At 62.1% G+C, this 25,858-nt stretch carries 27 protein-coding genes; 20 read left to right on the top strand and 7 right to left on the bottom strand.

All coding sequences use genetic code 11. From position 1 onward, the window contains the following. Positions 1–98: 98 nt before the first annotated feature. The gene (locus K7R21_RS13975) at positions 99–551 is read left to right on the top strand and encodes a hypothetical protein (RefSeq protein ID WP_224983906.1); all 453 of its coding nucleotides are present in this window, start codon (positions 99–101) and stop codon (positions 549–551) included. Further along, positions 551–2,020 (top strand): glycosyltransferase, encoded by a 1,470-nt coding sequence (locus K7R21_RS13970; protein WP_224983905.1) that lies wholly within the window; start codon positions 551–553, stop codon positions 2,018–2,020. The genes K7R21_RS13975 and K7R21_RS13970 overlap by 1 nt, the downstream gene beginning before the upstream one ends. On the opposite strand, the gene K7R21_RS13965 is transcribed toward K7R21_RS13970, so the two are convergent. Further along, entirely contained in the window at positions 1,998–3,347 is a 1,350-nt protein-coding gene (locus K7R21_RS13965) for a hypothetical protein (RefSeq protein ID WP_224983904.1), read from the bottom strand. The genes K7R21_RS13970 and K7R21_RS13965 overlap by 23 nt on opposite strands. 188 nt (positions 3,348–3,535) lie before the next feature. Next, positions 3,536–3,976 (bottom strand): single-stranded DNA-binding protein, encoded by a 441-nt coding sequence (locus K7R21_RS13960; protein WP_216500083.1) that lies wholly within the window; start codon positions 3,974–3,976, stop codon positions 3,536–3,538. A 116-nt stretch (positions 3,977–4,092) separates the two neighbouring features. Here K7R21_RS13960 and K7R21_RS13955 point away from each other — a divergent pair, with 116 nt between their 5' ends. The 9 genes from K7R21_RS13955 (at position 4,093) to K7R21_RS13915 (ending at position 12,489) form a co-directional block, all read left to right on the top strand. After that, positions 4,093–4,788 carry a lysophospholipid acyltransferase family protein gene (locus K7R21_RS13955; RefSeq protein ID WP_224983903.1) on the top strand — a complete coding sequence of 232 codons (696 nt, stop codon included), beginning with the start codon at positions 4,093–4,095 and terminating at the stop codon, positions 4,786–4,788. Further along, on the top strand, positions 4,789–4,971 hold the full coding sequence (locus K7R21_RS13950) for a hypothetical protein (protein ID WP_224983902.1): 183 nt from the start codon (positions 4,789–4,791) through the stop codon (positions 4,969–4,971). A 29-nt stretch (positions 4,972–5,000) separates the two neighbouring features. After that, complete coding sequence (locus K7R21_RS13945) at positions 5,001–5,429, top strand: hypothetical protein (RefSeq protein ID WP_224983901.1); 429 nt, start codon at positions 5,001–5,003, stop codon at positions 5,427–5,429. A 94-nt stretch (positions 5,430–5,523) separates the two neighbouring features. Beyond that, complete coding sequence (locus tag K7R21_RS13940) at positions 5,524–7,200, top strand: ribonuclease J (RefSeq protein WP_224983900.1); 1,677 nt, start codon at positions 5,524–5,526, stop codon at positions 7,198–7,200. Between the two features lie 191 nt (positions 7,201–7,391). Beyond that, positions 7,392–9,716, top strand: coding sequence for a DNA translocase FtsK (locus K7R21_RS13935; RefSeq protein WP_224983899.1), 2,325 nt, complete (start codon positions 7,392–7,394; stop codon positions 9,714–9,716). A 52-nt stretch (positions 9,717–9,768) separates the two neighbouring features. Beyond that, on the top strand, positions 9,769–10,335 hold the full coding sequence (locus tag K7R21_RS13930; protein WP_224983898.1) for a glycine cleavage system protein R: 567 nt from the start codon (positions 9,769–9,771) through the stop codon (positions 10,333–10,335). Positions 10,336–10,341: 6 nt separating this feature from the next. Continuing rightward, positions 10,342–10,848 carry a peptide deformylase gene (gene def / locus K7R21_RS13925; RefSeq protein WP_224983897.1) on the top strand — a complete coding sequence of 169 codons (507 nt, stop codon included), beginning with the start codon at positions 10,342–10,344 and terminating at the stop codon, positions 10,846–10,848. A 183-nt stretch (positions 10,849–11,031) separates the two neighbouring features. Continuing rightward, positions 11,032–11,748: a cytochrome c biogenesis protein gene (locus K7R21_RS13920; RefSeq protein ID WP_224983896.1), complete on the top strand. Its 717-nt coding sequence runs from the start codon at positions 11,032–11,034 to the stop codon at positions 11,746–11,748. A 63-nt stretch (positions 11,749–11,811) separates the two neighbouring features. Continuing rightward, on the top strand, positions 11,812–12,489 hold the full coding sequence (locus K7R21_RS13915; RefSeq protein ID WP_224983895.1) for a cytochrome c biogenesis protein ResB: 678 nt from the start codon (positions 11,812–11,814) through the stop codon (positions 12,487–12,489). Positions 12,490–12,523: 34 nt separating this feature from the next. On the opposite strand, the gene K7R21_RS13910 is transcribed toward K7R21_RS13915, so the two are convergent. Continuing rightward, the gene (locus K7R21_RS13910; RefSeq protein ID WP_224983894.1) at positions 12,524–13,105 is read right to left on the bottom strand and encodes a peptidylprolyl isomerase; all 582 of its coding nucleotides are present in this window, start codon (positions 13,103–13,105) and stop codon (positions 12,524–12,526) included. 158 nt (positions 13,106–13,263) lie between these two features. Here K7R21_RS13910 and K7R21_RS13905 point away from each other — a divergent pair, with 158 nt between their 5' ends. The 3 genes from K7R21_RS13905 to K7R21_RS13895 all read left to right on the top strand — a co-directional run bounded on the left by K7R21_RS13905 (position 13,264) and on the right by K7R21_RS13895 (position 15,930). Beyond that, positions 13,264–14,673, top strand: coding sequence for a phosphoglucomutase/phosphomannomutase family protein (locus K7R21_RS13905; RefSeq protein WP_224983893.1), 1,410 nt, complete (start codon positions 13,264–13,266; stop codon positions 14,671–14,673). Positions 14,674–14,771: 98 nt separating this feature from the next. Next, positions 14,772–15,263 carry a roadblock/LC7 domain-containing protein gene (locus K7R21_RS13900; protein WP_183343930.1) on the top strand — a complete coding sequence of 164 codons (492 nt, stop codon included), beginning with the start codon at positions 14,772–14,774 and terminating at the stop codon, positions 15,261–15,263. 79 nt (positions 15,264–15,342) lie between these two features. After that, complete coding sequence (locus K7R21_RS13895) at positions 15,343–15,930, top strand: GTP-binding protein (RefSeq protein WP_199390678.1); 588 nt, start codon at positions 15,343–15,345, stop codon at positions 15,928–15,930. A 112-nt stretch (positions 15,931–16,042) separates the two neighbouring features. On the opposite strand, the gene uvrC is transcribed toward K7R21_RS13895, so the two are convergent. The 4 genes from uvrC to K7R21_RS13870 all read right to left on the bottom strand — a co-directional run bounded on the left by uvrC (position 16,043) and on the right by K7R21_RS13870 (position 20,492). Next, entirely contained in the window at positions 16,043–17,878 is a 1,836-nt protein-coding gene (gene uvrC, locus K7R21_RS13890) for an excinuclease ABC subunit UvrC (RefSeq protein ID WP_224983892.1), read from the bottom strand. A 268-nt stretch (positions 17,879–18,146) separates the two neighbouring features. Continuing rightward, positions 18,147–18,752, bottom strand: a complete 606-nt coding sequence (locus tag K7R21_RS13880) for an RNA recognition motif domain-containing protein (protein WP_224983891.1) — start codon at positions 18,750–18,752, stop codon at positions 18,147–18,149. 83 nt (positions 18,753–18,835) lie between these two features. Continuing rightward, complete coding sequence (locus tag K7R21_RS13875) at positions 18,836–20,038, bottom strand: c-type heme family protein (RefSeq protein ID WP_224983890.1); 1,203 nt, start codon at positions 20,036–20,038, stop codon at positions 18,836–18,838. A 202-nt stretch (positions 20,039–20,240) separates the two neighbouring features. Continuing rightward, on the bottom strand, positions 20,241–20,492 hold the full coding sequence (locus K7R21_RS13870) for a cytochrome c3 family protein (RefSeq protein WP_224983889.1): 252 nt from the start codon (positions 20,490–20,492) through the stop codon (positions 20,241–20,243). A 207-nt stretch (positions 20,493–20,699) separates the two neighbouring features. On the opposite strand from K7R21_RS13870, the gene K7R21_RS13865 reads away from it, so the two are divergent. The 6 genes from K7R21_RS13865 (at position 20,700) to atpA (ending at position 25,846) form a co-directional block, all read left to right on the top strand. Then, positions 20,700–21,473 carry a ParA family protein gene (locus K7R21_RS13865; protein ID WP_224983888.1) on the top strand — a complete coding sequence of 258 codons (774 nt, stop codon included), beginning with the start codon at positions 20,700–20,702 and terminating at the stop codon, positions 21,471–21,473. Further along, positions 21,466–22,305, top strand: a complete 840-nt coding sequence (locus tag K7R21_RS13860) for a ParB/RepB/Spo0J family partition protein (RefSeq protein ID WP_224983887.1) — start codon at positions 21,466–21,468, stop codon at positions 22,303–22,305. The genes K7R21_RS13865 and K7R21_RS13860 overlap by 8 nt, the downstream gene beginning before the upstream one ends. A gap of 445 nt (positions 22,306–22,750) precedes the next feature. Further along, positions 22,751–23,176: a F0F1 ATP synthase subunit B family protein gene (locus K7R21_RS13855; protein ID WP_224983886.1), complete on the top strand. Its 426-nt coding sequence runs from the start codon at positions 22,751–22,753 to the stop codon at positions 23,174–23,176. 1 nt (position 23,177) lies between these two features. Continuing rightward, positions 23,178–23,789, top strand: coding sequence for a F0F1 ATP synthase subunit B family protein (locus tag K7R21_RS13850; protein ID WP_224983885.1), 612 nt, complete (start codon positions 23,178–23,180; stop codon positions 23,787–23,789). Beyond that, on the top strand, positions 23,786–24,328 hold the full coding sequence (gene atpH / locus K7R21_RS13845; RefSeq protein WP_224983884.1) for an ATP synthase F1 subunit delta: 543 nt from the start codon (positions 23,786–23,788) through the stop codon (positions 24,326–24,328). The genes K7R21_RS13850 and atpH overlap by 4 nt, the downstream gene beginning before the upstream one ends. Before the next feature lie 9 nt (positions 24,329–24,337). Beyond that, positions 24,338–25,846, top strand: a complete 1,509-nt coding sequence (gene atpA / locus K7R21_RS13840) for a F0F1 ATP synthase subunit alpha (protein ID WP_224983883.1) — start codon at positions 24,338–24,340, stop codon at positions 25,844–25,846. Positions 25,847–25,858 lie beyond the last annotated feature (12 nt).

Genomic DNA, 25,858 nt, shown 5'->3' with positions numbered 1-25,858 from the left:
TCAGCCGTGTCCATTTTGTGTAGCTTGTTTTCTTTGCGTCTTAGCACCTTTGCGTTACGTGAGGTTTTTTGCGTATCTCTGTCTTGGTAAGAGCGATGATGCCTTCGGGGGTACTGCTGTTCCTTCTGGTCGGTGTTGTCGGAGCGGCGTCGGGTCAGAAGAGGCTGCTCCTCTTCGCCAAGGACCCCGCCACCTGGTCCATCGTCAAGGGTGGTGCCCATGGGACGATGAGCTACCGCGAGGCGAGCGGCGCCTTTACCCTGACGGCATCCGGTCTCGCCCCGCGCTCTCCCTACGCCTTGGTGCGCTACCACGAGGCCCCGTCTCGCGGCGAAATCCTGGCCAGAGGCGCTAGTGACACGGAAGGGAAGCTCGTGCTGCAGGGGACCTGGCACACCTGGCTCGGCAAGTTCTGGGTGGTCTCGGGAGAGGATGTGGCCGGCGCGCCCGGTTCCGCGGCCACCCCGAGGGCGTGGCGGCCCGAGCGCTACCTGTTCGAGGAAAAGCCGCTTGGCGTCCCCTGCGCTTGCCCCGAACCTGAGGAACCCTGATGTCGCTGCTCCCCCCCTTTTTGACCGCACTGCATTTCTGCGCCCTTATCGGCCTCTGCCTCTACGGGGCGCACCGGCTCTGGCTGCTCAAATGCCTCCGCTTCGATACGTCCGCCGCAGCCCCCCCACCTCCCTTCACGGCGCAGGAAGGTTTCCCTTTCGTCACCGTGCAGCTTCCCCTCTACAACGAGCGTTTCGTGGTGCAGCGCCTGATCGACGCCGCAGCCTCGCTGCAATGGCCCGCGGACCGGCTCGAGATCCAGGTGCTGGACGACTCCAGCGACGACACCGCGGCGATGGTAGACGAGCGGGTGCTTTACTGGCGGGGGAGGGGAGTGGAGATCCATGTGCTGCGGCGCGACCACCGCGCAGGCTTCAAGGCGGGGGCCCTCGCCGAGGGGATGCGTCATGCGCGCGGGGAATTCCTGGCCCTGTTCGATGCCGATTTCATCCCGGCCCCGGACTTCCTGCAGCATACCGTGCCCTGGTTCCGCGACGGCAGGGTCGGCATGGTTCAGGCGCGTTGGGGATTTTGCAACGCCGAGCATTCCTGGTTCACCGGGGTGCAGGCCCTGCTGCTCGGACCGCACTTCAGTATCGAGCACCGGGTGCGCTACCAGAAGGGGCTCTTCTTCAATTTCAATGGGACCGCGGGGGTGTGGCGCAGGTGCGCCATCGAGGAAGCGGGGGGGTGGCAGTCGGACACCGTCACCGAGGACCTTGACCTCAGCTACCGGGCCCAGCTCGCCGGATGGCGCTTCGTCTACCGCGACGAATGCCCGGTTCCCTCGGAGCTTCCAGTCACCGTCGGCGCATTGCGCAGCCAGCAGCAGCGCTGGGCCAAGGGGTCGATCCAGACCGCCCGGAAAATCCTGCCTCGCTTGCTGAGGTCGAAGTTCCCCTTTGCCGTGAAGCTCGAGGCTGTGGTGCATCTCACCGCAAACTGCTACTGGCTTTTGGGCGTCCTGGTCATGCTCACCCTCTATCCTGCCGTCATCTTTCGGGTGGGGATCGGGCTGCATCAGATCCTGCGCGTCGACCTCCCTCTTTTCCTGGGAACGAGCGGCGCCATCATGGGATATTTTCTCTGCTACGCCGCCAGAAGCGGGACGTTGAAGTTCAGACAACTTTGCCTGCTCCCCGCGCTCGCCATTGGCCTGGCACCGAGCATTTCCCTTTCGGTATTGAAGGGGATGTTCTCCTCCGGCGGCAGTTTCGAACGGACCCCCAAGTTCGGGGTGCGGGGGCGGGAGCGTGTGCCCGGCCTTGCCTTTCTCTACTGCCAGCGGAGCTTCGTTTATCTGATCCTGAATGCGCTCCTGTTCGCCTACTCCCTGCTTCCGATCGCTTTTGCTTGGCAACGGGGCGTGGTCGGCGCCGTGCCGCTTTTCCTCCTGTTCCCTATGGGTTTCGCGCTCGTGTTCCTCAAGGACCTGAACGAGCTGTTCATCTCTCAGCGGACGAACTGAGCGCAGGGCCCGGGCACGCCCCCCCGCGCCGCGACAGCAGGCGCCCCACCCCCCACGCCGTGGCCGGCGCCAGGAAGACGACCGCCGTGACCCAGCCGCTTTCGATCCATTGCCCCAAAATAAAATACGGAATCTGTACCCGGTAGGTGAGCAGTACCACCCAGCAGAGCACGATCCCCGCCGGCCCGGCTGCAAAAGGGAGCAAGGCCGCCAGCATCAGTGCGTACCACGGCTGCAGCGTGGGGGTGGTCAGTAGCAGGACCATGGTGACCGCGTAGCAGGTCCCGAGCGCGCGCCTTCCCCGCATGTCAGTGTCGGTTCCATCCGGCGCTTCGAGGGCAACCGCCACGCGCCGGCTCAGCGCTGCGACACAAAGCAGCAGCACCGAAACCAGTGCAAGGCGCGCGAAGTTGCCGGAACCGGTGCTGCCGCGCAAGGTTTTGAAGGCGAACCCGGCGAACTCCCAGTTTTTGGCGTAGATCGCGAGACTGTCCAGGATCCGCGCCAGATCCGGCATAAACGGAATCATGAGCAGCAAGGACCCGCAGCAGAATCCGCCTAAAAAGTGCAGGCGGCGGGGGCGCGGAGCCAGCAGGAAGAGGACCGGCCCGAGCACCAGGGGGAAGAGTTTCACCAGTGCCGCCGCAGCGTAGACGGCTCCGGCGCAGGCCGCGCCTCCCCGCTTCCCGCCGTAGACGAGCAGCAACGAAAAGGCGGCGAGAAAGAGCGCCATGCCGGCCCCGTCCACATGCCCGGATCCCGCGATCTCCAGTATCGGCAACGGGTTCCAGGCGTAGAGCACCGCCCGCCAGGCCGGTAAGCCCACCTTGCGCAAAAGGTACATCATCAGCGCGCAGAGGGCGAGGTCGATCAGCACCAGGAAAGCCTTCAGCCCTGCCACCGTTCCACACAGCGCCGTGCCCGCGGCGAAGATGAACTGCGCGGCGGGCGGATAGATGGTGGTGTACTCCTTGTGGTTGATGGCGGCATGGATCTGCCGCAGTTGTTTCGGCGGCACCACGGCGCCGGGAGCGGCAGCATACGGGTTGACCCCGGAGAGGACGTTGTGGCCGTCCCACAGGTAGCGGTAGATGTCATCCGACAACTGCGCTGGTGCCAGCACGAACATGAGCCGCAGGATGAGGGCTACCCATAGGATGAGAGCTGGCGACCAGGCCCACGGACGCCGCTCTCCCCGGTACAATACCAACGCCAGCACCATGGTTGCCGCAGCCGAAATCCCCACCAGGAGCGGCACTTCCAGTCGCAGTTCTGGCTCCCGTGCCAGGAAAAAAAACAGGGTAATCAGCGACAGGGGGATTGTCACGCTGGTAATGAGGGGGCGCTCCGGAACTCCTGCCGAAACATGGAGAGGAGGGTTACCTGCAGCCGTCTTTGTGGGATTGTCTGGTTTTAGGTGTAACAACTGGAGCACCCCGGTTTGGGAGTGATGAATCAAAAAAGCCGCAAGTCCGAAGGCTTGCGGCTAAAATTCACATTCTTGTAAGGTACTGGTTAGAACGGGATCTCGTCGTCCGGGTTGAATACCGGCTCCTCGTAACCGCCGCCCTGGTTGTAGTCCTGCTGGGGCCTGCCGCCACCCTGGCGCTGGCCGCCGCCTTCACCCTTAGCGGAGAGCATCTGCATCTTCTCGCCCACGATTTCGGTGGTGTAGCGGTCCTTGCCGTCCTTGTCGGTCCACTTGCGGGTCTGCAGACGTCCTTCGATATATACAGTCTTCCCTTTGGAGAGGTACTCGCCGGCGATCTCGGCCAGACGTGCCCAGAGGGTGATGTTGTGCCATTCGGTCTTGTCTTCCCAGTTGCCGTCCTTGCCCTTGATGCGGTCGGTGGTGGCCAGGGAGAAGGAAGCTACGGCAGTACCGCCGGCGGTGTAGCGCACCTCGGGGTCCTTGCCCAGGTTGCCTATGAGCATCACCTTGTTGAGACTTGCCATGGGGATTCTCCTTTGTTCGTGTCCGTTTTGAATTCCGGGAAGTGTATAGAAATCGGGGTCTCATGGCAAGCGATATTGTTTGACTCTCACGGTAAAAAAAAGTAACGTAACCGGTCATGCTGAGAGCTCGTATCTACCTTCTTTTCTTCGTTCCGTACACCTTGTTATGCAGCCTCGCCGCCGTGATCGGCGGACTTTTTGACGCCTCCGGCAGGGCTGGTCACGCCGTCGCCAGGGTCTGGGGCATTGGCTCGCTCTGGGCAGCCCGGATCAGGCTTCAGGTAGAGGGGCTGGAACAGGTCCCCACCGAGGGGCCGGTCATCTACATGGGGAACCACCAGGGGAACTTCGACATCCTCGCCCTGAGTCGAGCCATCCCGCGCCTGTTCTCTTGGGTAGCCAAGGAAGAGCTTTTCAGGGTGCCGGTGTTCGGCGCTGCCATGCGTCGTGCGGGCTATATCCCCCTCGATCGCAGCGACGGCAGGAAAGCGTTGCGGAGCATGAACCAGGCCGCCCAGCGCATCGCTTCCGGCGCCAGCGTGGTGATCTTCCCGGAAGGGACCCGCACCAAGGACGGCTCCCTGCTCCCCTTCAAGCGCGGCGCCTTCTTGCTGGCGGCCAAGGCCGGCGTTCCCATCGTCCCGTTCACCATTAACGGCAGCCGCGCCATCAACCCGCGCAACCGCATCGAGTTGCGGCCGGGGACCATCAGGATCACGTTCGGAGCGCCCATCGATGTGGCGGGGGTCCCGGAACAGGAACTCCTGGAGCGGGTACGCGCAGCGATTGCAGCAAACCTGGAGGGTAGTTAGATGGTCATGGTTTACCTGGCGCTGGCTCTTGGCGGGGTCGCTCTGATCGCGTGGGGGCTCCCCGCCGCGCACCGTCTGCGCTCACCGCTTGACGTCGTTGCTGCCGCGACGGTCCTCCTGGGGGTGGTACTCGCCCTGCTCGGCACGCTGCTCGCCGTCGCCCCCCACTTCTTCCAGGGGTAACCCTGAAGCCACAGGAAACAGAAAAGGACATGGAAAAGGTCAAAACCATAGCGGTAAATGTCGCGGCGATCACGCTGATCTCCATCGCCCTGTTCTGGGGCAACGCGCTGTACCGACAATACGTCCAGTTCGAAAAGGGTGAGAAGGGTACCGCGTCGGGAGATTTCCCCGCGGCGGTGGCCGGCTACGAGGCCGCCATCCACATGTACACCCCGGGCAGTTCCATCGTCCCCCGCAGCGCACAAAAATTGTGGGACCTCGGGCAGATGGCGGAGGCGAACCACGACACGGCGCGCGCGCTGATCGCCTACCGCGCCCTGAGGAGCTCGTTCTACGCTGTGGCCGGCCTCTACTCGCCGGGCCAGGATTGGATTCAGCGTTGCGACTCCCGCATCGCGGTACTCGTCTCCACGTCCGCCAAGGCTACGGGCGGCACGGTGCCTGAGCAGGGGCGGTAAAAACAGGGACTAGTAGCTGGGGGGGGAGTAAACCCCATGCAGCTACACCACGGTCTTTGGGCAGTTCCACGCCATTGCGTGCAAAGGATAATTTTTGGAAGAAAGCAGCATTGAAAATACCGGGCTGAAGTTCGTGGCCCTCGGCGGGCTCGGCGAGATCGGGCTGAACATGGCCGCCTTCGAGTACGGCGACGACGTCGTCATCGTCGACTGCGGGCTCATGTTCCCGGAGCCGTACATGCTGGGGATCGATGTGGTCATCCCGGACATCGGTTACCTGGTGGAACGGGCGGACCGGATCCGCGCCATCCTGCTCACCCACGGGCACGAGGACCACATCGGTGCGCTCCCGTACGTGCTGCGGGACATCAATCCTCCCATCTACGGCACCGCCCTCACCCTGGGCTTCGTCAAGGAAAAGCTGAAGGAGTTCGAGCTCGACGAGAAGGTCGACCTGCGCGTGGTGAAGCCCCGGGACGTGGTGGAACTGGGCGACTTCATAGTGGAGTTCATCCGCGTGGCCCACTCCACCGTGGATGGCTGCGCCCTGGCCCTCACCTGTCCCGAGGGGGTGGTGATCCACACCGGCGATTTCAAGCTGGACCAGACCCCGGTGGACGGCGAACTCACCGACCTCCCCACCTTCGCCCGCTACGGGCAGGCGGGGGTACTGGCGCTCTTTGCCGATTCGACCAACATCGAGCGCGAGGGTTACACCCTTTCGGAACGGGTGGTGGGCGAGGCCTTCGACGAGATCTTCCCCAACTGTCCCGGCCGGGTTATCGTTGCCGCCTTCTCGAGTAATATCCACCGGGTGCAGCAGGTGGTGCACGCGGCGCAGAAAAGCGGCAGGAAAGTGTTGTTGAACGGCCGCTCCATGATCGCCAACGTGCAGATCGCCCGCGAACTCGGCTACCTCACCATCCCCGACGATCTCCTCATGGATTTGAAGGAGCTCCCCAGGCTCCCCAAGGAGCAGGTCTGCATGATCACCACCGGGAGCCAGGGGGAGCCGAGAAGCTCGCTGATCCGGATCGCCATGGACGATCACAAACAGATCAAGCTTGAGCGCGGTGACACCGTCATCCTCTCCTCCCGCTTCATCCCGGGCAACGAGAAGACCATCTCCGACCTGATGAACCACCTGTACCGCCGCGGCGCCGAGGTGATCCACGAGAAGGTCTCCGAGGTGCACGTCTCCGGTCACGCCAGCCAGGAAGAGCTGAAACTCCTGCACAACCTGGTCAAGCCCCGCTTCTTCGTTCCGGTGCACGGCGAGTATCGACACCTGGTGAAGCACGCCCAGTTGGCCCAAAGGGTGGGCACCCCCGAGGAGCGCTGCATCCTGGCCGTAAACGGCGACGTGGTGCTCTTCTCCGGCGACGAGGCAGTCATCGTGGACCACGTCAACACCGGTCGCGTCTTCGTGGACGGCAAGGGGGTCGGCGACGTTGGTAACGTGGTCCTCAAAGACAGGAAGCATCTCTCCGAGGACGGCATGGTGGTGGTCATCGTCGGCATCAACCAGGTGAGCGGCGAGATCATCTACGGACCCGACATCGTATCGCGCGGTTTCATCTTCGAAGACGAGAGCCAGCAGTACCTGGACGAGGCGAAGAAGGTGGTGCTGGACACCCTGGCCCTGGTGAGCACCGAGGCGATGACCGACTGGAACGAGGTTAAGCTCGAGGTACGCCGCGTGCTGCGCCGCTTCTTCAACAAGACCATCGAACGGCGCCCGGTGATACTGCCGCTGGTATTGGAAATGTAGGCAATTTTCCCCCTCGCCCTCCGGGAGAGGGACGGGGTGAGGGCTCCGCCGCCGGTAGCCACCTCTTCGTGGCAACGCCCTCATCCGCCTTTCGGGCACCTTCTCCCGGTGGGAGAAGGGATGAACGGCTGGTGGTTTCGCAATGTTTTCTCCGATTTTCTCCGTGCCTCCGTGGCAAATAGGTTTTGACTATGACGACTGAAGAGAAGATCGAAAAAAAGGAAAAGGTGGCCAAGGAAGTCAAGGGGATGGCCTTCGGCGTGGCCGGGCTGTTCCTGTTCATCGCGCTGGCCTCCTTCCATGGCGAGGACCTGTCCTTCAACAGCGTCTCCACGTTCGCCCAGACCAAGAACCTCGGAGGACGCTTCGGTGCCCAGCTCTCCGACCTCTTCTTGCAGCTCTTCGGCCTGGCCGCCTATATCTTTCCCTGCACCCTTTTCTATCTTACCTACCGCGCCTTCAGCTCGGACACGATCCGGTGGCGCCGCTACAAGCTGGTCGGCTTCGGGCTGCTGGTGCTTTCCATCTCCGGCCTGTTCGCCTTCAACCTGCAGTTCACCGAGTTCCTGGGCCAGCGGGTTCCGACCGGCGGTTTCGTCGGCTACCAAAGCGCTGAGCTTATGAAGCGCGCCTTCGGCAAGATCGGGGCACTGCTCATCCTGCTTCCCATGCTGGCGGCGAGCGCCATGCTCTTGTCCCGCTTCTCCTTCGTCCTGTTCGCCAACTGGTGGCTGACCGCGCTCAAGGAGAACTGGGAGAAGAGCAAGCAGCGCCGCGCCCTGCAGCGCGAGCTCGCTTCCGAGAAGGGTGAGAAGGAAGAGAAGCCTCGGCAGCACGCGGCCCCGGTCATCAAGCCGGCCGCGGTGCCGGCGCCGGTTCCCGCACCGGTGGCCAAGAAGGAGAAGAAGAAGGACGACAAGAAGACCGCCCCAGTGCAGGAGGCCTTCGATTTCATCAAGGCGGAAGGGGACTTCAAGACCCCGCCGCTGTCCCTGCTCGATCCGCCGCCGGAGGGGACCAAGCGCCAGGACAAAGAAACCCTGACCATGAACGCGCGGCTCATGGAGAAGAAGCTCAAGGACTTCGGTGTCGAAGGGGAGGTGGTGGAGATCTGCCCCGGCCCGGTCATCACCATGTACGAGTTCTCCCCCGGCCCCGGCATCAAGGTGAGCCGCATCGCCGGCCTGCAGGACGACCTGACCATGGCGCTGCAGGCGCACTCGATCCGCATCGTCGCCCCGATCCCTGGCAAGGGGGTGGTGGGCATAGAGCTCCCCAACCGCGAGCGCGAGATGGTCTCGCTGCGCGAGATCTTCGCCACCGAACAGTTCCACCGCGGCAAGATGAAGCTCCCGATGGCGCTCGGCAAGGACATCGCCGGCCACCCGCTGGTGACCGACCTGGCCAAGATGCCGCACCTGCTGGTGGCCGGCGCCACCGGTTCGGGTAAATCGGTCGCGATCAACACCATGATCCTGTCGCTCCTGTACACCTCGACGCCCACCGACGTCAGGGTCATCATGGTCGACCCGAAGATGCTGGAACTCTCGGTGTACGAGGGGATCCCGCACCTCCTGCTCCCGGTCGTCACTAACCCGAAGAAGGCGGCCCTGGCGCTCAAGTGGGCGGTCGAGGAGATGGGACGCCGCTACCGGCTCATGTCGGACAAGGGGGTCAGGAACATCGACTCCTACAACCGCGAGTTGGAGCGTGAGGAAAAAGAGAAGGCCGAGAACCTTGCCCGCGAGACCGTGGTGGTCGACGAGATCATCGAGGACATGGAGGAGATCGAGGACCCGGATGACATGGAGGCGCGAGAGGCGGCCATCCAGGCCTTCCTTGCCAAGGAGGAGCAGCTGGAGCACGGCCACCTCCCCTACATCGTGGTCATCGTGGACGAACTCGCCGACCTGATGATGGTGGCCGGCCGCGAGATCGAGGAGTCTATCGCCCGCCTGGCCCAGATGGCCCGCGCCGCCGGCATCCACCTGATCCTCGCCACCCAGCGCCCGTCGGTCGACGTCATCACCGGTCTCATCAAGGCGAACTTCCCCGCGAGGATCTCGTTCCAGGTCTCCTCGAAGATCGACTCGCGCACCATTTTGGACGGCAACGGCGCCGAGTCGCTGCTCGGCATGGGCGACATGCTCTTCCTCCCGCCGGGAACCTCGAAGATGTTGCGCGCCCACGGTGCATTCGTCTCCGATTCCGAGGTGCAGCGCGTGGTCGAGTTCCTGAAGAAGCAGGGGAAGCCGATTTACGAGAAGTCGATCCTGGAAATGAAGGCCGAGGAAAAGGGAGGTGGCGACGAGGAGGAAGAGGTGGACGAGCGCTACGACGACGCCCTGGCCCTGGTGGCCGAGGCGAAGATGGCCTCCATCTCCATGATCCAGCGCCGCCTGCGCATTGGCTACAACCGCGCCGCCCGCATCATCGAGAAGATGGAGCAGGAAGGGGTCATCGGACCCTCCGACGGCACCAGCAAGCCCCGCGAAGTTTTTATCAACAAGATCTAGTCATTCAGGGGACTGGCTCCGCAGGCGCCTGTCCCCCTTACAAGGAGGCCCAATGAACCTTTGTCGCAAGCCTAACCTGGCTCATTTCGCCGTCACCATCATCGGCAAGGACCGCACCGGCATCGTGGCGGACACCTCCGAGGTGCTCTTCAAGCTCGGCTGCAACGTCGAGGACTCGAGCTGCACCATGCTCGGTGGCGAGTTCGCCATGATCCTGATCGTCTCCCACGAGAAGCCCTTCTCCAAGAAGAAGCTGGAGGAAGAGTTCGCCGCCAAGACCGCCGGCACCGGGCTTTCCGCCTTCGTCAGGACCCTGAAGGACGACGAGGTCTGCTACCAGGGGCCGGAAGGGGAGCTCTGCCTGATCTCGGTGTACGGTTCCGACAAGCCCGGCATCGTCTACCGCATCACCCGTGAGCTCGCCGACCGCGGCGTCAGCATCACCGACCTCAACACCAAGCTGATCGGCAAGCCGACTGAGCCCGTGTACGTGCTGGTGCTCGAGGCGGCACTGCCCCAGGGGCTCACGGTGGAGGATGCCTCCGCCCTGCTGGAAAAACTGAAAAAGGAGCTGAGTGTGGAGATTTCGGTGCGCCTCATTACACCCGTCTCCCTCTGATCTGATATGGCAGTCAAACCGATAGTCGTCTATCCCGACCCAATATTGAAGCAGGTCTGCGCCCCGGTGCAGGCCATCGACGATGAGATAAAGCAGCTGATCGAAGACCTGGTGGACACCATGCACGCGGGGCCTGGTTCCGTTGGCGTCGCTGCGCCGCAGATCGGCGTCTCCCGGCGCGTCTGCGTCATCGACGTCTCCAAAAACCGCCACGGCAAGGAGAACAACCACGGGCTGTTGCTGATGATCAACCCGGAGATCGTTGCCAAGAGCGGCGGCGCAGTGATGCGCGAGGGGTGCATGAGCGTGCCGGACTACACCGGCGACGTCGAGCGCGCCACCGAGCTCACCCTGCGTTTCACCGAGCCCGACGGCAACGTGCGCGAGTTCGATGCCTCCGGCTTCGAGGCCGTGGCCATTCAGCACGAGATGGACCACCTGGACGGTTTCCTGTTCCTGGATCGCATCGCTTCGCTTAAAACCGGCCTCTTCCGCAGGAAAAGCTACAAATAAACTCTCTACCCTCTCCCCCCAGGAGAGGGTGCCCGAAGGGCGGGTGAGGGAGCTTCCCTCCGCTTTTTAGTTGCCCCTGGCAAGGCCCTCACCCCGACCCTCTCCCGGAGGGAGAGGGAGATTGTTCAAGCAACCTCGATCATCCACTAAAGCACAACGTGCCAAGGCGGGTTCCGGATTCCTATGAAATGGCTTCTCATCACATCCGCGCTGCTCTTCGTCGCCTCCATCCGCCGGCCCATCTTCGTGGTGGCGCTCGGCTGCAGCCTGGCCTACCTCGCCTCGCGTGGGATGGGACTGGGACGGCTCCCCCTGATCGGACCGCAGGACACCCTGGCTTTTTTCTCCGGGTCGCTCGGGCTCATGGCGCTCCCCTTCATCTATAGCCGCCAGACCGCGGGCATACGCTGGTTCTGCTGGGGGTGCGGCGCGCTGGCCGGTCTCTTCGCCGCCTTGGCGCTTCCCTTCCCGACCATCAACATGCCGCTGCCCCCCATCCTCGACACCTACTGGTTCGAGCTGCACGTGGCGTTGGCCTTCTTCGCCTACGGCCTGTTCGGCATCGCTGCGCTCCTGGGCATAGCGTTTTTGCAGGGCGGGGGGAAACCCGCGCTTGACCTGCAGTACCGGGCCGCGCTGGTCGGTTACAGCTTCTTCTCGCTCTCCATGGTCTCGGGTGGTATCTGGGGCTATTACGCCTGGGGCACCTACTGGCTGTGGACCGCTAAGGAGCTTTGGACCTCCATCCTCTGGATCTTCTACTCGCTTTACTTGCACCTGCGCCTGAAGGGGCAGTCCTGGGAGCGTGGCTTTGCCTGGCTTGGCATCGTCGGCTTCCTGGTGACGCTCTTCACCTACCTGGGCGTCAGCATGCTCATGCGGAGCTCGCATAGTTTCTAGTCGGTAGTCTGGGGACAGGCACCTGCGGAGCCTGTCCCCAAACCGAAAAAAGAGGGAACGCCCTTGCTGAAAAAACTCTACGCAACCTTCTGCTCGTTAAACCTTGGCCTCTGGCTCATGACCGGAGTCATGGTCACCCTGGCCCTGGGTTCCTTTTCCAGCGCCAGTTCGGAGCAAGGTGGCCTCAACGACATGCCGCTCCTCTTCTGGCTGCAGCGCGCGCCCCTGGGCTACTCCTGGTGGCTCTGGCTCTGCGTCGCGTGCATCGCGGTCCTCTTCGTCAACGCGCTCATCTGCTCTATCGACGCCCTGCGCCGCAAAGGCCGCAGCGTGGCACCGCACCTGATGCACGCGGGCTTCCTGCTCATCGTCCTGGCACACCTCCTCTCGGCTTACGGCGGGTTCAAACAGCAGATGCAACTGCCACAAGGCGATTCCTTCGGCTTTCCAGACGGGGAGCGGGTAGTGGTGGAGCGCATTTCGGGACAGATCGGTCCCATGGGGATGATGAGCACCTATCGTGCGGACCTGCGGCTCTCGGACGGCCTGCACGCGGTGCAGCCCAACCAGCCGCTCTTCCACAAGGGGTACGGTATTTACGTGAAGGACGTGGAACTCAGCCCGGTACCGGTGGCACTCTTCGAGGTGCACAAGGAACCGGGGGCCTTGACGGCTTTCATCGGTGCCTTGATCTTTACGGTGGGCAACCTGATGCTTCTGGCGCAGCGCAAGGGGAGATAAAAAGAAAGGGGCGCCTGGCGGCGCCCCTTTTTGTTTACTTGAGGACTTTGACGCTCTTGATGATCATCGGCGTCTGCGGTACGTCCGGCATGCCGTTTGCCCCGCGCCCGGTCCTGGTGGCGGCGATCTTGTCGACCACGTCCATCCCCTCAATGACCTTGCCGAAGACTGCATAGCCGTACCCCGCGGGTCCGCCGGCCGGGTTGTGGTTCAGGAAGCCGTTATTCACGGTGTTGATGAAGAACTGCGCGGTGGCGGAGTCGACCACACCGGTGCGGGCCATGGCGATGGTGCCGCGCTCGTTCTTAAGGCCATTGGCCGCCTCGTTCTTGATCGGGGCCTTGGTCTGCTTGGGCATCAGGTCCTGGCCGAAGCCGCCACCCTGGATCATGAAGTTGGGGATGACGCGGTGGAAGATGGTCCCGTTGTAGAAGCCGCTGTTCGCATAGTCGAGGAAGTTCTTGACTGAGATCGGCGCTTTCTCCTGGTTCAGCTCTACCTTGATGTTGCCCTGGTTGGTCTCGATAAGCACTACCGGGTTCTTCGTCTCGGCAGCGAAGGCGCCGCCCGCCAGGAAGAGCCCCAGGATCAGAGCGTAGATGAATCTTTTCAGCATGTTTTCGTACCTCCTCTGGGATTGGTAATAGTTGCATTCTTATAAGCCAATCCCCGCCTGGGGTCAACCACTTCGGAGCTTTTCCGGCAACTAAGGGTTGACAGATCAGGCGCCGCCATGGAAAATGCCCAATCATTAACGTTTATGGAGGATTGCACTTGCAGATACAATTCGGTACCGACGGGTGGCGCGGCGTCATCGCCGACACCTTCACCTTTGACAACCTTGCCCTGGTGGCGCAGGCCACCATGGATTATCTGCACCAAGAGGGTCTTGCGGGAAAAGGGCTGGTGATCGGCTACGACCGCCGCTTTCTTTCCAAAGAGTTCGCCGAGCGGGTCGCCGCCATCGCGGCCGGCAATGGCATCAAGACCTGGCTCTCTCACGATTACGCACCCACCCCCGCAGTCTCCTGGGCGGTCCACGAGAAGAAAGCAGGCGCCGGGGTAATGATCACGGCCAGCCACAACCCGCCGCGCTATAACGGCTTCAAGGTCAAGGAATCCTTCGGAGGCTCCGCGCGCCCCTCCACCACCAAGGTGCTGGAGCAGATGGTGGCCGAGAACCAGGCCGCCTCCCGCCCGGTGCAGGCGCTGGAGCTGGCCGAGGCCCAGGCGACCGGGCAGGTCGAGCTGTTCGACGCCTCCGCCCCCTACCTGGCCCAGCTGGGGCGCTACGTCGACCTGGAGCTGATTCGCTCCGCCGGCATCAAGGCGGTCGTCGACCCGATGTACGGCGCGGGCTCCGGCCTGTTGCCCCTGCTGATCCCCGGGATCGAGGAGATCCACGGCGCCGAAAACCCGGCCTTCGGTGGCCACCCCCCCGAGCCCATCGCCGAGCACCTGGGCGAGCTCTCCGCGCTGGTAGAGGCAGGCAAGTTCCAGGTCGGCCTGGCGCTGGACGGCGATGCCGACCGTATCGGCGCCGTCGACGAGACCGGCGAGTTCTTCTCCTCGCACCGCATCTTCACGGTGCTATTGCGCCACCTTTACGAGAGGAAAGGGGTGCGCGGTGCCGTGGTCAAGACCGTTTCCACCACCCAGATGATCGACCTCCTGACCGCAAAGTATGGGCTGGAACTCTTCGAGACCCAGATCGGCTTCAAGCACATCTGCGAGTTGATGCTGGAGAACGACATACTGATGGGGGGGGAGGAGTCCGGCGGCCTCGGCGTCAAGGGGCACATCCCCGAGCGCGACGGCATCCTGATGGGGCTCCTGCTTCTGGAGGCGATGGCCATGAGTGGCAAGGGGCTGCGGGCGCTGCTCGAAGAGACCATGGACGAGATCGGCCACTTCCACTACTCCCGCATCGATCTCCCCATTGACCCGCAGGCGAAGCGGCAACTGCTGGAGCGGATGCAGGAGGGTGGCATCACCAACATCGCCGGGTTCGAGGTGGCGCGCCACAATTTCAGCGACGGCTTCAAGTTCATCTTCGAGGACGGAGCCTGGCTCTTGATACGTCCCTCCGGGACCGAGCCGGTGCTCAGGCTTTACAGCGAGGCGGGGGATCCGGAGAAAGTTGCCCTGCTTCTCAAGGCAGCACGGGGTATAGCGAGCGTGTAAGGAGCGGTTATCGCTCAGGCAATTACCTTGAAATGGTGTAACGCTTCTGTTATAGAATAAGCTTCGCAGCAAAAGTACCCCCCACCAAGGAGACATTCATGTCGAATCCTCAGTTGATTATGTACGATGAGGAATTCAAACAGATAAACGTTGCGCTGGAGAAGCTGCTGCGCGAGGCCAATGCAAAGGTGATCTTCCTGGTGGACAAGAACGGCCAGTTGATCACCGGCTGCGGCGAGACCGAGCGCTTCGACACCACCTCGCTCGCCTCGCTCACCGCCGGCAACATCGCCGCCACGGGTGGTTTGGCCAAGCTGATCGGCGAGAAGGAGTTCTCCATTCTCTTCCACGAAGGGGAGAAGGATAACCTGCACATCTCCATCGTTGCCGGCCGTGTCATCCTGGTGGTGCTCTTCGATACCCGCTCTTCGCTGGGGCTGGTTCGCCTGCGCGTTAAGAAAGCCTCCGAGGAACTCACCGCCATCTTCAATCGTCTGCTGCAGAAGAACGAGGAGAAGGAGAAGAGCGGCGACAGCGAGTTCCCCTTTGCGGAAATCACCGACGACGATATCGACAACCTGTTCAGCTAACGGAACATTTTCGGTGAGTGGGGTGGCGGCCTGTGCCCCAAAACCCTGTGGTGCAGTAATTTATAAGAGGTAATGTAGGATGTCCTTCATCAACTACGCTTCCCGTGAAATAAACTGCAAGATCGTCTACTACGGCCCTGGCCTGTGTGGCAAGACTACCAATCTTCAGTACGTCTACCAGAAGACCGCGGCCGACGCGAAAGGTAAGATGATCAGTCTCGCAACCGAGACCGAGCGCACCCTTTTCTTCGACTTCCTTCCCCTCGCGCTGGGCGAGATCCGTGGCTTCAAGACGCGCTTCCACCTGTACACGGTCCCCGGCCAGGTCTTCTACGACGCTTCCCGCAAGCTGATCCTGAAGGGTGTCGACGGGGTGGTCTTCGTGGCCGACTCCCAGGAAGAGCGCATGGACGCCAACATCGAGAGCGTCGAGAACCTGCGTATCAACCTGATCGAGCAGGGGTACGACCTGGACAAGATCCCGTACGTGGTCCAGTACAACAAGCGGGACCTCCCCAACGTGGTCAGCGTCGAGGAATTGCGCCGTGAGCTGAACCCGACCAACGTTCCCGATTTCGAAGCCTGCGCCACCACCGGCGAAGGCGTCTTCGAGACCCTGAAGGCCATCGCCAAGCTGATCCTGTTCGATCTGAAGAAAGGGAAGTAGGCAGAGCCGGCAGGGATGGCGGTTACGAGATAAAGAGAAGGGGGCGCCGGATAAACCGGCGCCCCCTTTTGTTTTTGGTCGCGACTGCTCCTCCCCCCTCCGGGGGGAGGAGTTACGTCGGCTGCTTTTCTCCGTGCAGGTGTTCCCACAGCGCCCGCGCTGCTGTCTCGGTCATTCCCGGCGCGGCAATCAGTTCCTCCAGCGCCGCACCCTGCACACCTCTCAAGCTCCCGAAATGTTTCAAGAGCGCCTTCTTCCTCTTGGCGCCGATCCCCGGCACCTGGTCCAGGCTGGAGCCGGTCAGGGTCTTGCTGCGCACGGCCTTGTGGTAGGTGACGGCGAAGCGGTGCGCCTCGTCCCGTATGCGCGCCAAAAGGAGCAACGGCGCGGAACTCTGCCGGAGCGTGATCGGGTTCTTGCGCCCCGGGCGGAACACACGCTCGTCACTCTTCGAGATTTGCTCGCTCTCCATGTCCCGGAAGGTGCGGCTCTTGGCCAAGCCCGCCGCCTCCACCCCGGTCACCCCCAGCTCGTCCAACACCGCGTTGAGTACTCCCAATTGGCCGAGACCGCCGTCCACCACGATCAGGTCGGGCTGGTCCTCAGTGGTCTCCGCCTTGAAGCGACGCGACAGCACTTCGCGCATCATGGCGAAGTCGTCGGATTGGAATACCCCTTTGATGCGGTAGCGCCGGTACAGGTTCTTGTCGGCCTTGCCGTCAATGAAGACCACCCGGCTGCCGACTGCCATTTCCCCCTGGATGTTGGAGATGTCGTAGCACTCGATCCTCCTCGGGGTGCGGGCAAGGTGCAGCTTCTCGGCGAGCTCGGTTAAGAGCGTTGCGGACGAGCTTTCCTTGGCCAGCCGTTCCTGCGCCGCGGTCTCCGCGTTCTTCTGGGCCAGCTTCACCATCTCCAGTTTGGGACCGCGCTGCGGTGCGGCGATGACCACCTTCTTGCCCGCCTTCTCGGACAGGAGCTCCTCGAGCGGACCCGGCTCCGGGATGGGGAGCGGGATCAACACCTGGGGGGGGAGCGGGGCGTCCAGGTCGTAGTACTCGTTGAGGAAGGAGGCCAATCCCTCCTCGGTCTCCAGCTCCCAGTCGAACAGAAAGGTCCGGCCGCCGGTCACGGTGCCGCCGCGGATGTGCAAGAGGGCGATCTGCATCTGGTCCCCCTCGCGGTGCACACCGAACACGTCGCTGTCACCCCCTTGCGCCACCATCTTCTGGCGTTCCACGGTCACCTCGATCGCGCGCACCAGGTCGCGGTAGCGTGCGGCGTCCTCGTAGCGCATGTCCTGGGAAGCCTGGTTCATCTTGGCCCGGTAGAGGCGGGCGATCTCGGTGTTTTTACCTTCCAGGAACAGGGCCGCCCCCTCGGCGAGGGCCGCGTATTCCTCCTTGGTGATCAGCCCACAGCAAGGGGCGGAGCACTGCTTGATCTGGTGGTACAGGCAGGGGCGCTTGCGCGCCATGCAGGTCGCCAGCGGGTAGTGGCGCAGCGGGAACATCTTGTAGAGCTGCTTCAGCACCTCCTTCGCGGCGGTGGCGGAAGAATAGGGGCCAAAGTAGCGCGCGCCGTCGGAGGGGATCTTGCGCACCAGTGACAGGCGCGGGAACTCTTCTTTCATGTCCATGCGCAGCGAGAAGTAGGTCTTATCGTCGCGCAGGTTGATGTTGTACTTCGGTCGGTGCTGCTTGATCAGCGTGTTTTCGAGGATCAGCGCTTCTTTTTCCGTATCGGTGACCAGGTAGTCCACCGATTGGACCAGTTGCACCATGAACCGGATGTGGACGCGGGAATCGCGGGTGTCGCCCACGTAGGCCCGGACGCGGTTTCTCAGGTTGCGCGCCTTGCCGACGTAGATGACGGTGCCGTCCGAGGCCTTCATGAGGTAGACGCCGGGGGAGGTGGGGAAGTTCTTGATCATCTCCTGGGTTATCATGAGGCGTAGTATAGACGGTTGCTGGTTAGAAGGGAAGCTGGGACGTGTTCACGAGAAGGCGGGTGGGGGGTTCGATGGTGCCCTCTCCCTCTGGGAGAGGGTGGCCGAAGGCCGGGTGAGGGCGATGCCGATGGGGAGTGCTTGCTTGTTCGTGACGCCCTCACCTCGGCCCTCTCCCAGAGGGAGAGGGAGAGGGGGAGGGAGAGGGAGAGGGGGAGGGGGAGGGGGAGGGGGAGGGGGAGGGGGCAGAGACGGGAGAGGAAGGCAGTTAGCGTTTGCCGGTCCTGCTGCCGGGCTTGGCAGCGTTGCCGGGACGGGAGGCAGGCTTGCTGCCTGCGGGCTTGGAGCCACCGGCGGGGCGTGCCGCTCCTGTTTTGGCGGCTGCCTGTCTACCTGCTGGCTTGGCGGCAGGACTTCCCGCCGGCCTTGCTGCCGGTTTTGCTGACGACTGAGCAACCGGTTTAGCGGCGGGTTTTGCTGCCGACTTGGCTGCCGGTTTTGCAGCCGGCTTCGTGGTTGTTACCGCTGCTGCGGCCTTCTTCTCTGCGGCTTTCTTCTCGGCCGCCTCGATACGCCACCTGGGCAGGGTCTTGGCGCCGCCACCGCCCGCCTTCATCTTTTGCGGGTTGGCATAGGAGACGGTGATCTGCTTGTCGAGGAGCCACGCGCCGTCCAGGGACTCGATGGCGTCCTTCGCCTCGGCCTCGGTCGACATTCTGACGTAGCCGCACCCCTTGAACTGGCCGGTCTCTGGATCCCTGATCAGGTGCATCGAGGTGACCGTGCCGGAAACGGCGAACAGCTTCTGCAACTCGTATTCGGTGACATCGTAGGACAGGCTGCCTACGTAAAGTTCTTTACCTGCTTTTGCCATGGAATCTAACTCTCCTTGATTTTGTCGGCACACTCTAACACAACACGCGACGGCACAGCAAAACTTTCTCTCCCTCCGATGCCTTAGCCGCCGTTACGCTCCCGCAGGATCGCCGTGTAGAGCGGCTCCCGATCTGCCCTGGAAGCGGAAACGACCATCTCGACGGTGACCGGCTTGCCGGCCGCGCTGATTACCCGCTGACGCGTGGTCTCCTCCTTGAACTCGCCGGGCTGTTCGATCCGCTGCCGCAGCTCATGCCCCCCCTCCAGGAAATCGAAGATGGACTCGCCAAGCAGCATCTGCCGGTTGCGGCCGAAGAGCGCCTCGGCTTTTTCGTTGACGATCACCATCTTACCGTCCTTGAGGAAGGTGACCACCGCGGAGGCGGCCACCTCGATGAAGCGGCGGTAGCGCTCGTCCGCCTCGCGCGACTGGACCGTGCGGTGCGAGAGCTCCTCCATCATGTCATTGAAGGCGGCGATGAGCATGCCGATCTCGTCGCGGTTTTTCTGTTGCAGCCTTTCGTGATAGTTGCCGGTTCGGGTGACATCGATGATCCGGTCCGAAAGGAGCTTCACCGGCGAGATGATCAGCCGGCTCATGATGATCCCCATCACGACCGTGACGATGAGGTACACCAGCGCGCGGGCGAGCAGGTCGAGTTTGAAATTCGCGCCCAACTGGGCGTACAGGTCCTTCATCGGAATACTCACCGACACCGCGCCGATCACCTCGCCCACGCGGTAATTGTAGGAGTAGTGGCCGGGTGGGAAACGCTTCCGCACGAAGTCGGGGGCGCTTTCGTAGCTGCCGTGGCATCCCAGGCAGGAAGGGGTGGCCCGCATCGGCTGCAGGTAGCGGAAGACGCTGGTGTCGCCGCTTTTTACGACGTCGTAGCTTTCTGTTACCGGGTTCTTGATGAACTTCTGCAACTGTGCCGTCTCGTAAGCGTCTGGGCGGTTTTCCGGGTTGCGGTAGCGCAGCGACACCTGGCGCACGTAGAACTTGCTGTTCTGGGTGACCCGCTTGGCGACCTGGGTCGCCACTACCTGCGGCACCAGGCTGTAGTTCGTTTCCGGCTCGTTCTTAACTACCGAGGACATGTACTCGCGGGTCTCGATGAGCTGCGTCGCGAAGCTGCGGGCGTTGTCCACCGCGAAGCGGATCACGAAGGCTTTCTGGCGCTGGTACAGGAGGATTCCTGAGGCGAGCAGGAGGGCGATCAGAAGCAGGGACATCAGTCCGAAGAACTTGGTGCGGATCGAGAAATCTGCCGGGCGAGTCATGCATCCTCCTGGAATTCATAGCACTGAAGCCTCAAGTATATCCGGGGACATAGGAACCGCAATCCACCTTCGCCAAGGCTACGGTGGACAAGTCCCTCAGGTATTCCCCTCCGGGGGAGGCAGGACAAAAAAGCCCCATCCGCAGGAGAGGGCGGATGGGGCACAGGTGCTGGGTTTTAGACGTAGAAACTTAGAACGTCCGTCAGCTCTTCTTGTGGCACTCGAAGCAGATCTCTTCGGTCTCGCGGCGCTTGATCTGGGCGGCCTTGTCTTTCGGGATCCCTTTGCCCATCAGCTTCTCGCCCATCTTATGGCAGTCGAAACAGTTCCGCCCTTTCAGGGCCTTGTGCATCTTCACCATCGCGGGGTTCTTGCTGTGACAGACGTTGCACTCGAAGCCATAGGCGGCGGGGGCGACAAGCAGCAACGACAGGACCAAAAGCGTTTTCTTCATGTGGGGACTCCTTCCACGACATCGGGTTATCAGCTGGTTCAGCGACGTCAGCTTAAACCTCGACCGGTCAGGGCGCCTTGACCTAAGTCAAGGAACGCGCGGCGCCGTTCTCTGAGAAAACACTTTTCATAGCTCCGGCAGTATGGTAATTTTCCCTGCTTTGCATTTTCGGCAACACTCGGATCATTTACAAATCGAGAAGAAACTATGGCTAAGATCATCTGTGTGGCGAATCAAAAGGGTGGGGTGGGCAAGACCACGACGGCCGTGAACCTGTCGGCCTCGCTGGCCGTGGCCGAACGCCGCGTGCTCCTGGTGGACATGGATCCGCAGGGGAACGCAGGGAGCGGCGTGGGAGCCGACAAGGATCTCCTCGAAGAGAGCATCTATGATGCCCTTATCGACGATGCACCGGCGTCGCGCATTGTCCTGAAAACTGAGCTCCCCTACCTGCACCTGCTTCCGGCAACCTCCGATCTCGCCGGTGCCGAACTGGAGTTGGTCAGCGTCACCGACCGCGAGAGAAAGTTGAAGAAGATCCTTAGCTCCCTCTCCGACTCCTACGACTACATCTTCATCGACTGCCCCCCCTCGCTGAACCTTCTCACCATCAACGCGATGACCGCGGCGCATTCTGTCCTGATTCCGCTGCAGTGCGAGTTCTACGCCATGGAAGGGCTTTCGCAGATACTGAAAACCATCAACCTGATCCAGCAGGGGCTTAACAAGTCACTCTCCATCGAGGGGATCCTGCTCACCATGTTCGACGCCAGGAACAACCTGTCGCGCCAGGTCGGCGAGGAGATGCGCTCCCACTTCCCCAAGGAGACCCTGCAGACCGTGATCCCGAGGAACGTCAGGCTCTCCGAGGCACCGTCGCACGGCAAGCCGATCTGCCTGTACGACATCACCTCCAAGGGGGCGACCAGCTACATGGATCTGGCCAAGGAACTCATCGCGCGCGAGGTGTCGCATGGTTAAAAAAATGGGACTGGGTAAAGGGATGGGGGCGCTGCTCCCGGTCGTGGAAGACCACGGCAAGAAGTACTTCTCCTGCCCGATCGAAGACATCAAGCCCAACAAGGAACAGCCCAGGAAGACCTTCGTCAACGAGAAGCTGGAGGAGTTGGCGGCGTCCATCCGCGAGAAGGGGATCATCCAGCCCTTGGTCGTGGTCAAGAAGGCCGGCCATTACGAGCTGATCGCCGGTGAGCGGCGCTGGCGCGCCGCCCAAAAGGCGGGCCTCAGGGAAGTCCCCGTCGTTATCCAGGACGTCTCCGAGGAGACCGCCCTGGAGATGGCCCTCATCGAGAACATCCAGCGCGAGGACCTGAACGCGGTCGAAGAGGCCGAGGCCTACCACGCGCTCCTGGAGCGCTTCTCCCTGTCCCAGGAGGAGTTGGCCAAGAGGGTGGGCAAGGAGCGCTCGACCATCGCCAACGCCCTGCGTCTCTTGCGTCTCCCCGCCGAGATCAAGCGTGACGTGGCCGAGGACCGCATCTCCATGGGGCACGCGCGTGCGCTGTTGACCCTGGAAGACGTCGAGGAGCAGAAGGCCGTCCGTGACGAGATCGTCAAGGGGCACCTCTCGGTGCGCGAGACCGAGGCGCTGGTCAAGCGCAAGAAGGCGGGGCCGGCCAAGAAGATGGCCAAGCCATCGCTCGACCCGGACCAGAAGGACCTCGTAGACCGCATGCAGCGCCACTTCGCCGCCAAGGTTGCCCTCAAGCGCTCCGGGCGCGGCGGCAAGCTGGAGATCAGCTTCGGCGACATGAAGGAACTGACTCGCATCGTGGAGCTGTTGAACCTCTAGGCTCGGAGCAGAGTACTCCCCACTTCGTCCATCCCCCTCTCCCTCCGGGAGAGGGGAAACGGGCACCTCCCGCAAGAGGGGGAATAAGACGAAGCTTCTTCCTTTTTCCTCAGCAACACCTGCCGTACCTGTTTCAGATCCACCCCTGCACGGGGAGCAATTCCGAACATCGTTCCAAATGTCATACACGATTCTGTCTACAGAACCCGCGCTAACTCTCGGTTCGCGCTCTTGAGACAGTCCCGCGGCACCCGGATTGGCACAGCTTTGGGGTCGCAAAACACTGATGTTCGGCAGTGTCCAAGTGTATACAATTCTTCACGCAAACGGATAAATCGCTTGACACAAAAAGCATTTATGTGATAGCAATCACCTGTTTTGCGCGGACCCCTGCACAGTATGAAGGCGTAGACGCCTTTAAAAATGTTCGAATAGAGGTGGTTTGGTGATCAATTTAGACATCGCATTTGTATTCCAGCTGGTGAACTTCCTGGTGCTCGTACTGCTCCTGAACGTCTTCCTTTACAAGCCGATCAGGAAACAGCTCGCCGACCGCGCCGCCCAGGTCAACGGGGCGAAGCAGAAAAGCGCCGAAGTCGACAGGGAAGTGCAGGAGAAGCTGGCCAGCTACGAGGCACGCATGCGCGAGATCCGCGCCGGTGCTGCCGACGAGCGTGGTGCCCTGAAGAAGGAGGCCCAGCAGCAGGAGGCCGCCATCCTCGACAAGGCGCGTGCCGAAGCTACCGAGTCGCTTTCCGCCATCAAGGCCAAGGTGGCCCAGGAGGCCGAGGAAGCACGTCGCCTGCTCACCTCCAGCGCCGAGACCCTGTCCGCCGAAATCTGCGAAAAAGTTCTGGGGAGGAGTCTCTAGCATGCATAAGAACAAGAAGCTCATAGTTTCCCTGCTCACCGCGGGCGCTGTTATCGCCCTGGCTTCCCTTGGCTTCGCCCAGGAAGCTGCCGAGGGCGCAGGTGCAGCACACGAAGGCGGCCACCAGGCAGCCCAGATGAAGGACTTCATGTGGCGCTGCATCGACTTCGCCGCACTGGTCGCCATCGCCGTCTGGGCCCTCAAGAAGGCCGACGTGAAAGGCACCCTGGCCGCACGCCGCGAAGGGATTGAGAAGACCCTGCAGGAAGCGGTCGCCGCCAAGGAAGCCGCCGAGAAGAAATTCGCCGAGTACTCCCAGCGCCTTGACCAGGCCAACCAGGAGATCGAGGTGATTTCCGCCAACATGAAGCGCGAGGGTGAGCTCGAAAAAGAGCGCATCATCGCCGAAGCCAAGGACGCCGCCGCCCGCATCAAGGCTCAGGCCGAGGCCGCTGCGGCACAGGAAGTCCTCAAGGCGAAAGACGAGCTCCGCGCCGAGGCAGCACGCCTCGCGGTCGAGCTGGCCGAGCAGAAGATCAAGCAGAACATTGCAAAAGGCGACCAGGACAAGCTGGTGGGCGACTATATCTCCAAGGTGGTGACTCTACATTGAGTACTAACGCTATTGCCAAACGTTACGCCAAGGCACTCGTGCAGATTGGCTCGGAAGCAGGGAGCGTGGAAGGGTTCAACGGCGAACTGTCCCGCTTCAGCACTGTCCTGACCGACAGCCGCGAGCTTTCGGCGATCTTCGCCAACCCTGCCTATGGCATCGAAGAGAAGAAAGAGATCCTCAAGGACCTGGTGGCTAAACTCTCCATCTCCCCGATGATCTCCAACCTGATGATGCTCCTCCTCGAGCGCGGCCGCCTCTCGGTGCTGCCGCAGATCGCGGAGAACTACGGCGTCTTCGCCGACGAGCTCTCCGGCGTGATCAGGCCGACCCTCTCCTCCGGGCTGCCGCTGGACGCGACCCAGGTCGAGGAGATCAAATCGGCCCTGGCCAAGTCGACCGGGAAAAAGGTTGAACTCAAAGTTGTGGTTGATCCGTCGCTCATCGGCGGTGTGGTAACGCAGATCGGCGACAAGGTATTCGACGGCTCGGTAAGGACTCAGTTAGCTAACATTCAGGATATATTACAGAAGGGGTGAGACGGTTCTATGGAAATCAAAGCGGAAGAAATCAGCGAGATTATCAGGAAGCAGATCAAGGAGTACGGCAAGGAAGTGGCGGTAGCCGAAACCGGCACCATCATCTCCATCGGTGACGGTATTGCCCGTATCCACGGTCTTGACAAGGCGATGGCAGGCGAGCTCCTCGAGTTCCCGCACGGCATCACCGGCATGTGCCTCAACCTTGAGGAAGACAACGTCGGTGCCGCGATCCTCGGTGAGTTCTCCGAGATCAAGGAAGGCGATACCGTCAAGCGTACCGGCAGGATCGTTGAGGTCCCGGTAGGCCAGGCACTCGTCGGCCGCGTCGTCAACGCTATCGGCCAGCCGATCGACGGCCTCGGCCCGATCAACACCGACACCTTCGGTAAGGTGGAAGTGAAGGCCCCCGGTATCGTCAAGCGTAAGTCGGTTCACCAGCCGATGCAGACCGGCCTCAAGGCGATCGACTCCATGGTTCCGATCGGGCGTGGCCAGCGCGAGCTGATCATCGGCGACCGTCAGACCGGCAAGACCGCCGTCGCGATCGACACCATCATCAACCAGAAGGGCGGCGACGTTATCTGCATCTACGTCGCAATCGGCCAGAAGCGTTCCACGGTCGCCCAGGTTGTTTCCAAGCTCAAAGAGCACGGCGCAATGGACTACACCATCGTCGTCGCCGCTACCGCTTCCGAGCCGGCACCGCTGCAGTTCATCGCGCCGTACACCGGCGTGACCATGGGTGAGTTCTTCCGCGACGCGGGCAAGCACGCTCTCATCATCTACGATGACCTCTCCAAGCAGGCCGTCGCATACCGCCAGCTTTCCCTGCTGCTCCGTCGTCCGCCGGGGCGCGAAGCTTACCCGGGCGACGTCTTCTACCTCCACAGCCGTCTCCTCGAGCGTGCGTGCAAGGTATCCGACGAGTGCGGCGCTGGCTCCCTGACCGCTCTGCCGGTCATCGAGACCCAGGCAGGTGACGTTTCGGCCTACATCCCGACCAACGTCATCTCCATCACCGACGGCCAGATCTACCTGGAGAGCGACCTGTTCTACTCCGGCGTACGCCCGGCCATCAACGTCGGTCTGTCCGTTTCCCGCGTCGGCGGTTCCGCACAGATGAAGTCGATGAAGCAGGTTGCCGGTACCCTCCGTCTGGCTCTCGCTCAGTACCGCGAGATGGCAGCGTTCGCACAGTTCGGCTCCGACCTCGACAAGGCCACCCAGATGCAGCTTGCTCGTGGTGCCCGCCTGGTCGAGATCCTGAAGCAGCCGCAGTACAAGCCGCTCTCCAACGAGAAGCAGGTTCTCGTCATCTTCGCCGCCAACAACGGCTATGTCGACGACTACCCGGTCAACTCGCTTGGCAAGTACGAGCAGGAACTCTACGCGTTCTTCGACGCCAGGAAAGCGGACGTTCTCGCCACCCTGCGTGACAAGAAGGCGATCGACGACGACCTGAAAGCTCAGATCATCGCCGGCCTCGAAGAGTTCAAGAAGGAATTTACTGCCTAAACCAAGGACGGA

It is taken from the genome of Geomonas agri (genome assembly GCF_020179605.1).
In the GTDB taxonomy this organism is placed as follows: domain Bacteria; phylum Desulfobacterota; class Desulfuromonadia; order Geobacterales; family Geobacteraceae; genus Geomonas; species Geomonas agri.
Note: the sequence above shows the minus strand (reverse complement) of the source record. Positions and strands in the feature narration are given on the sequence as shown.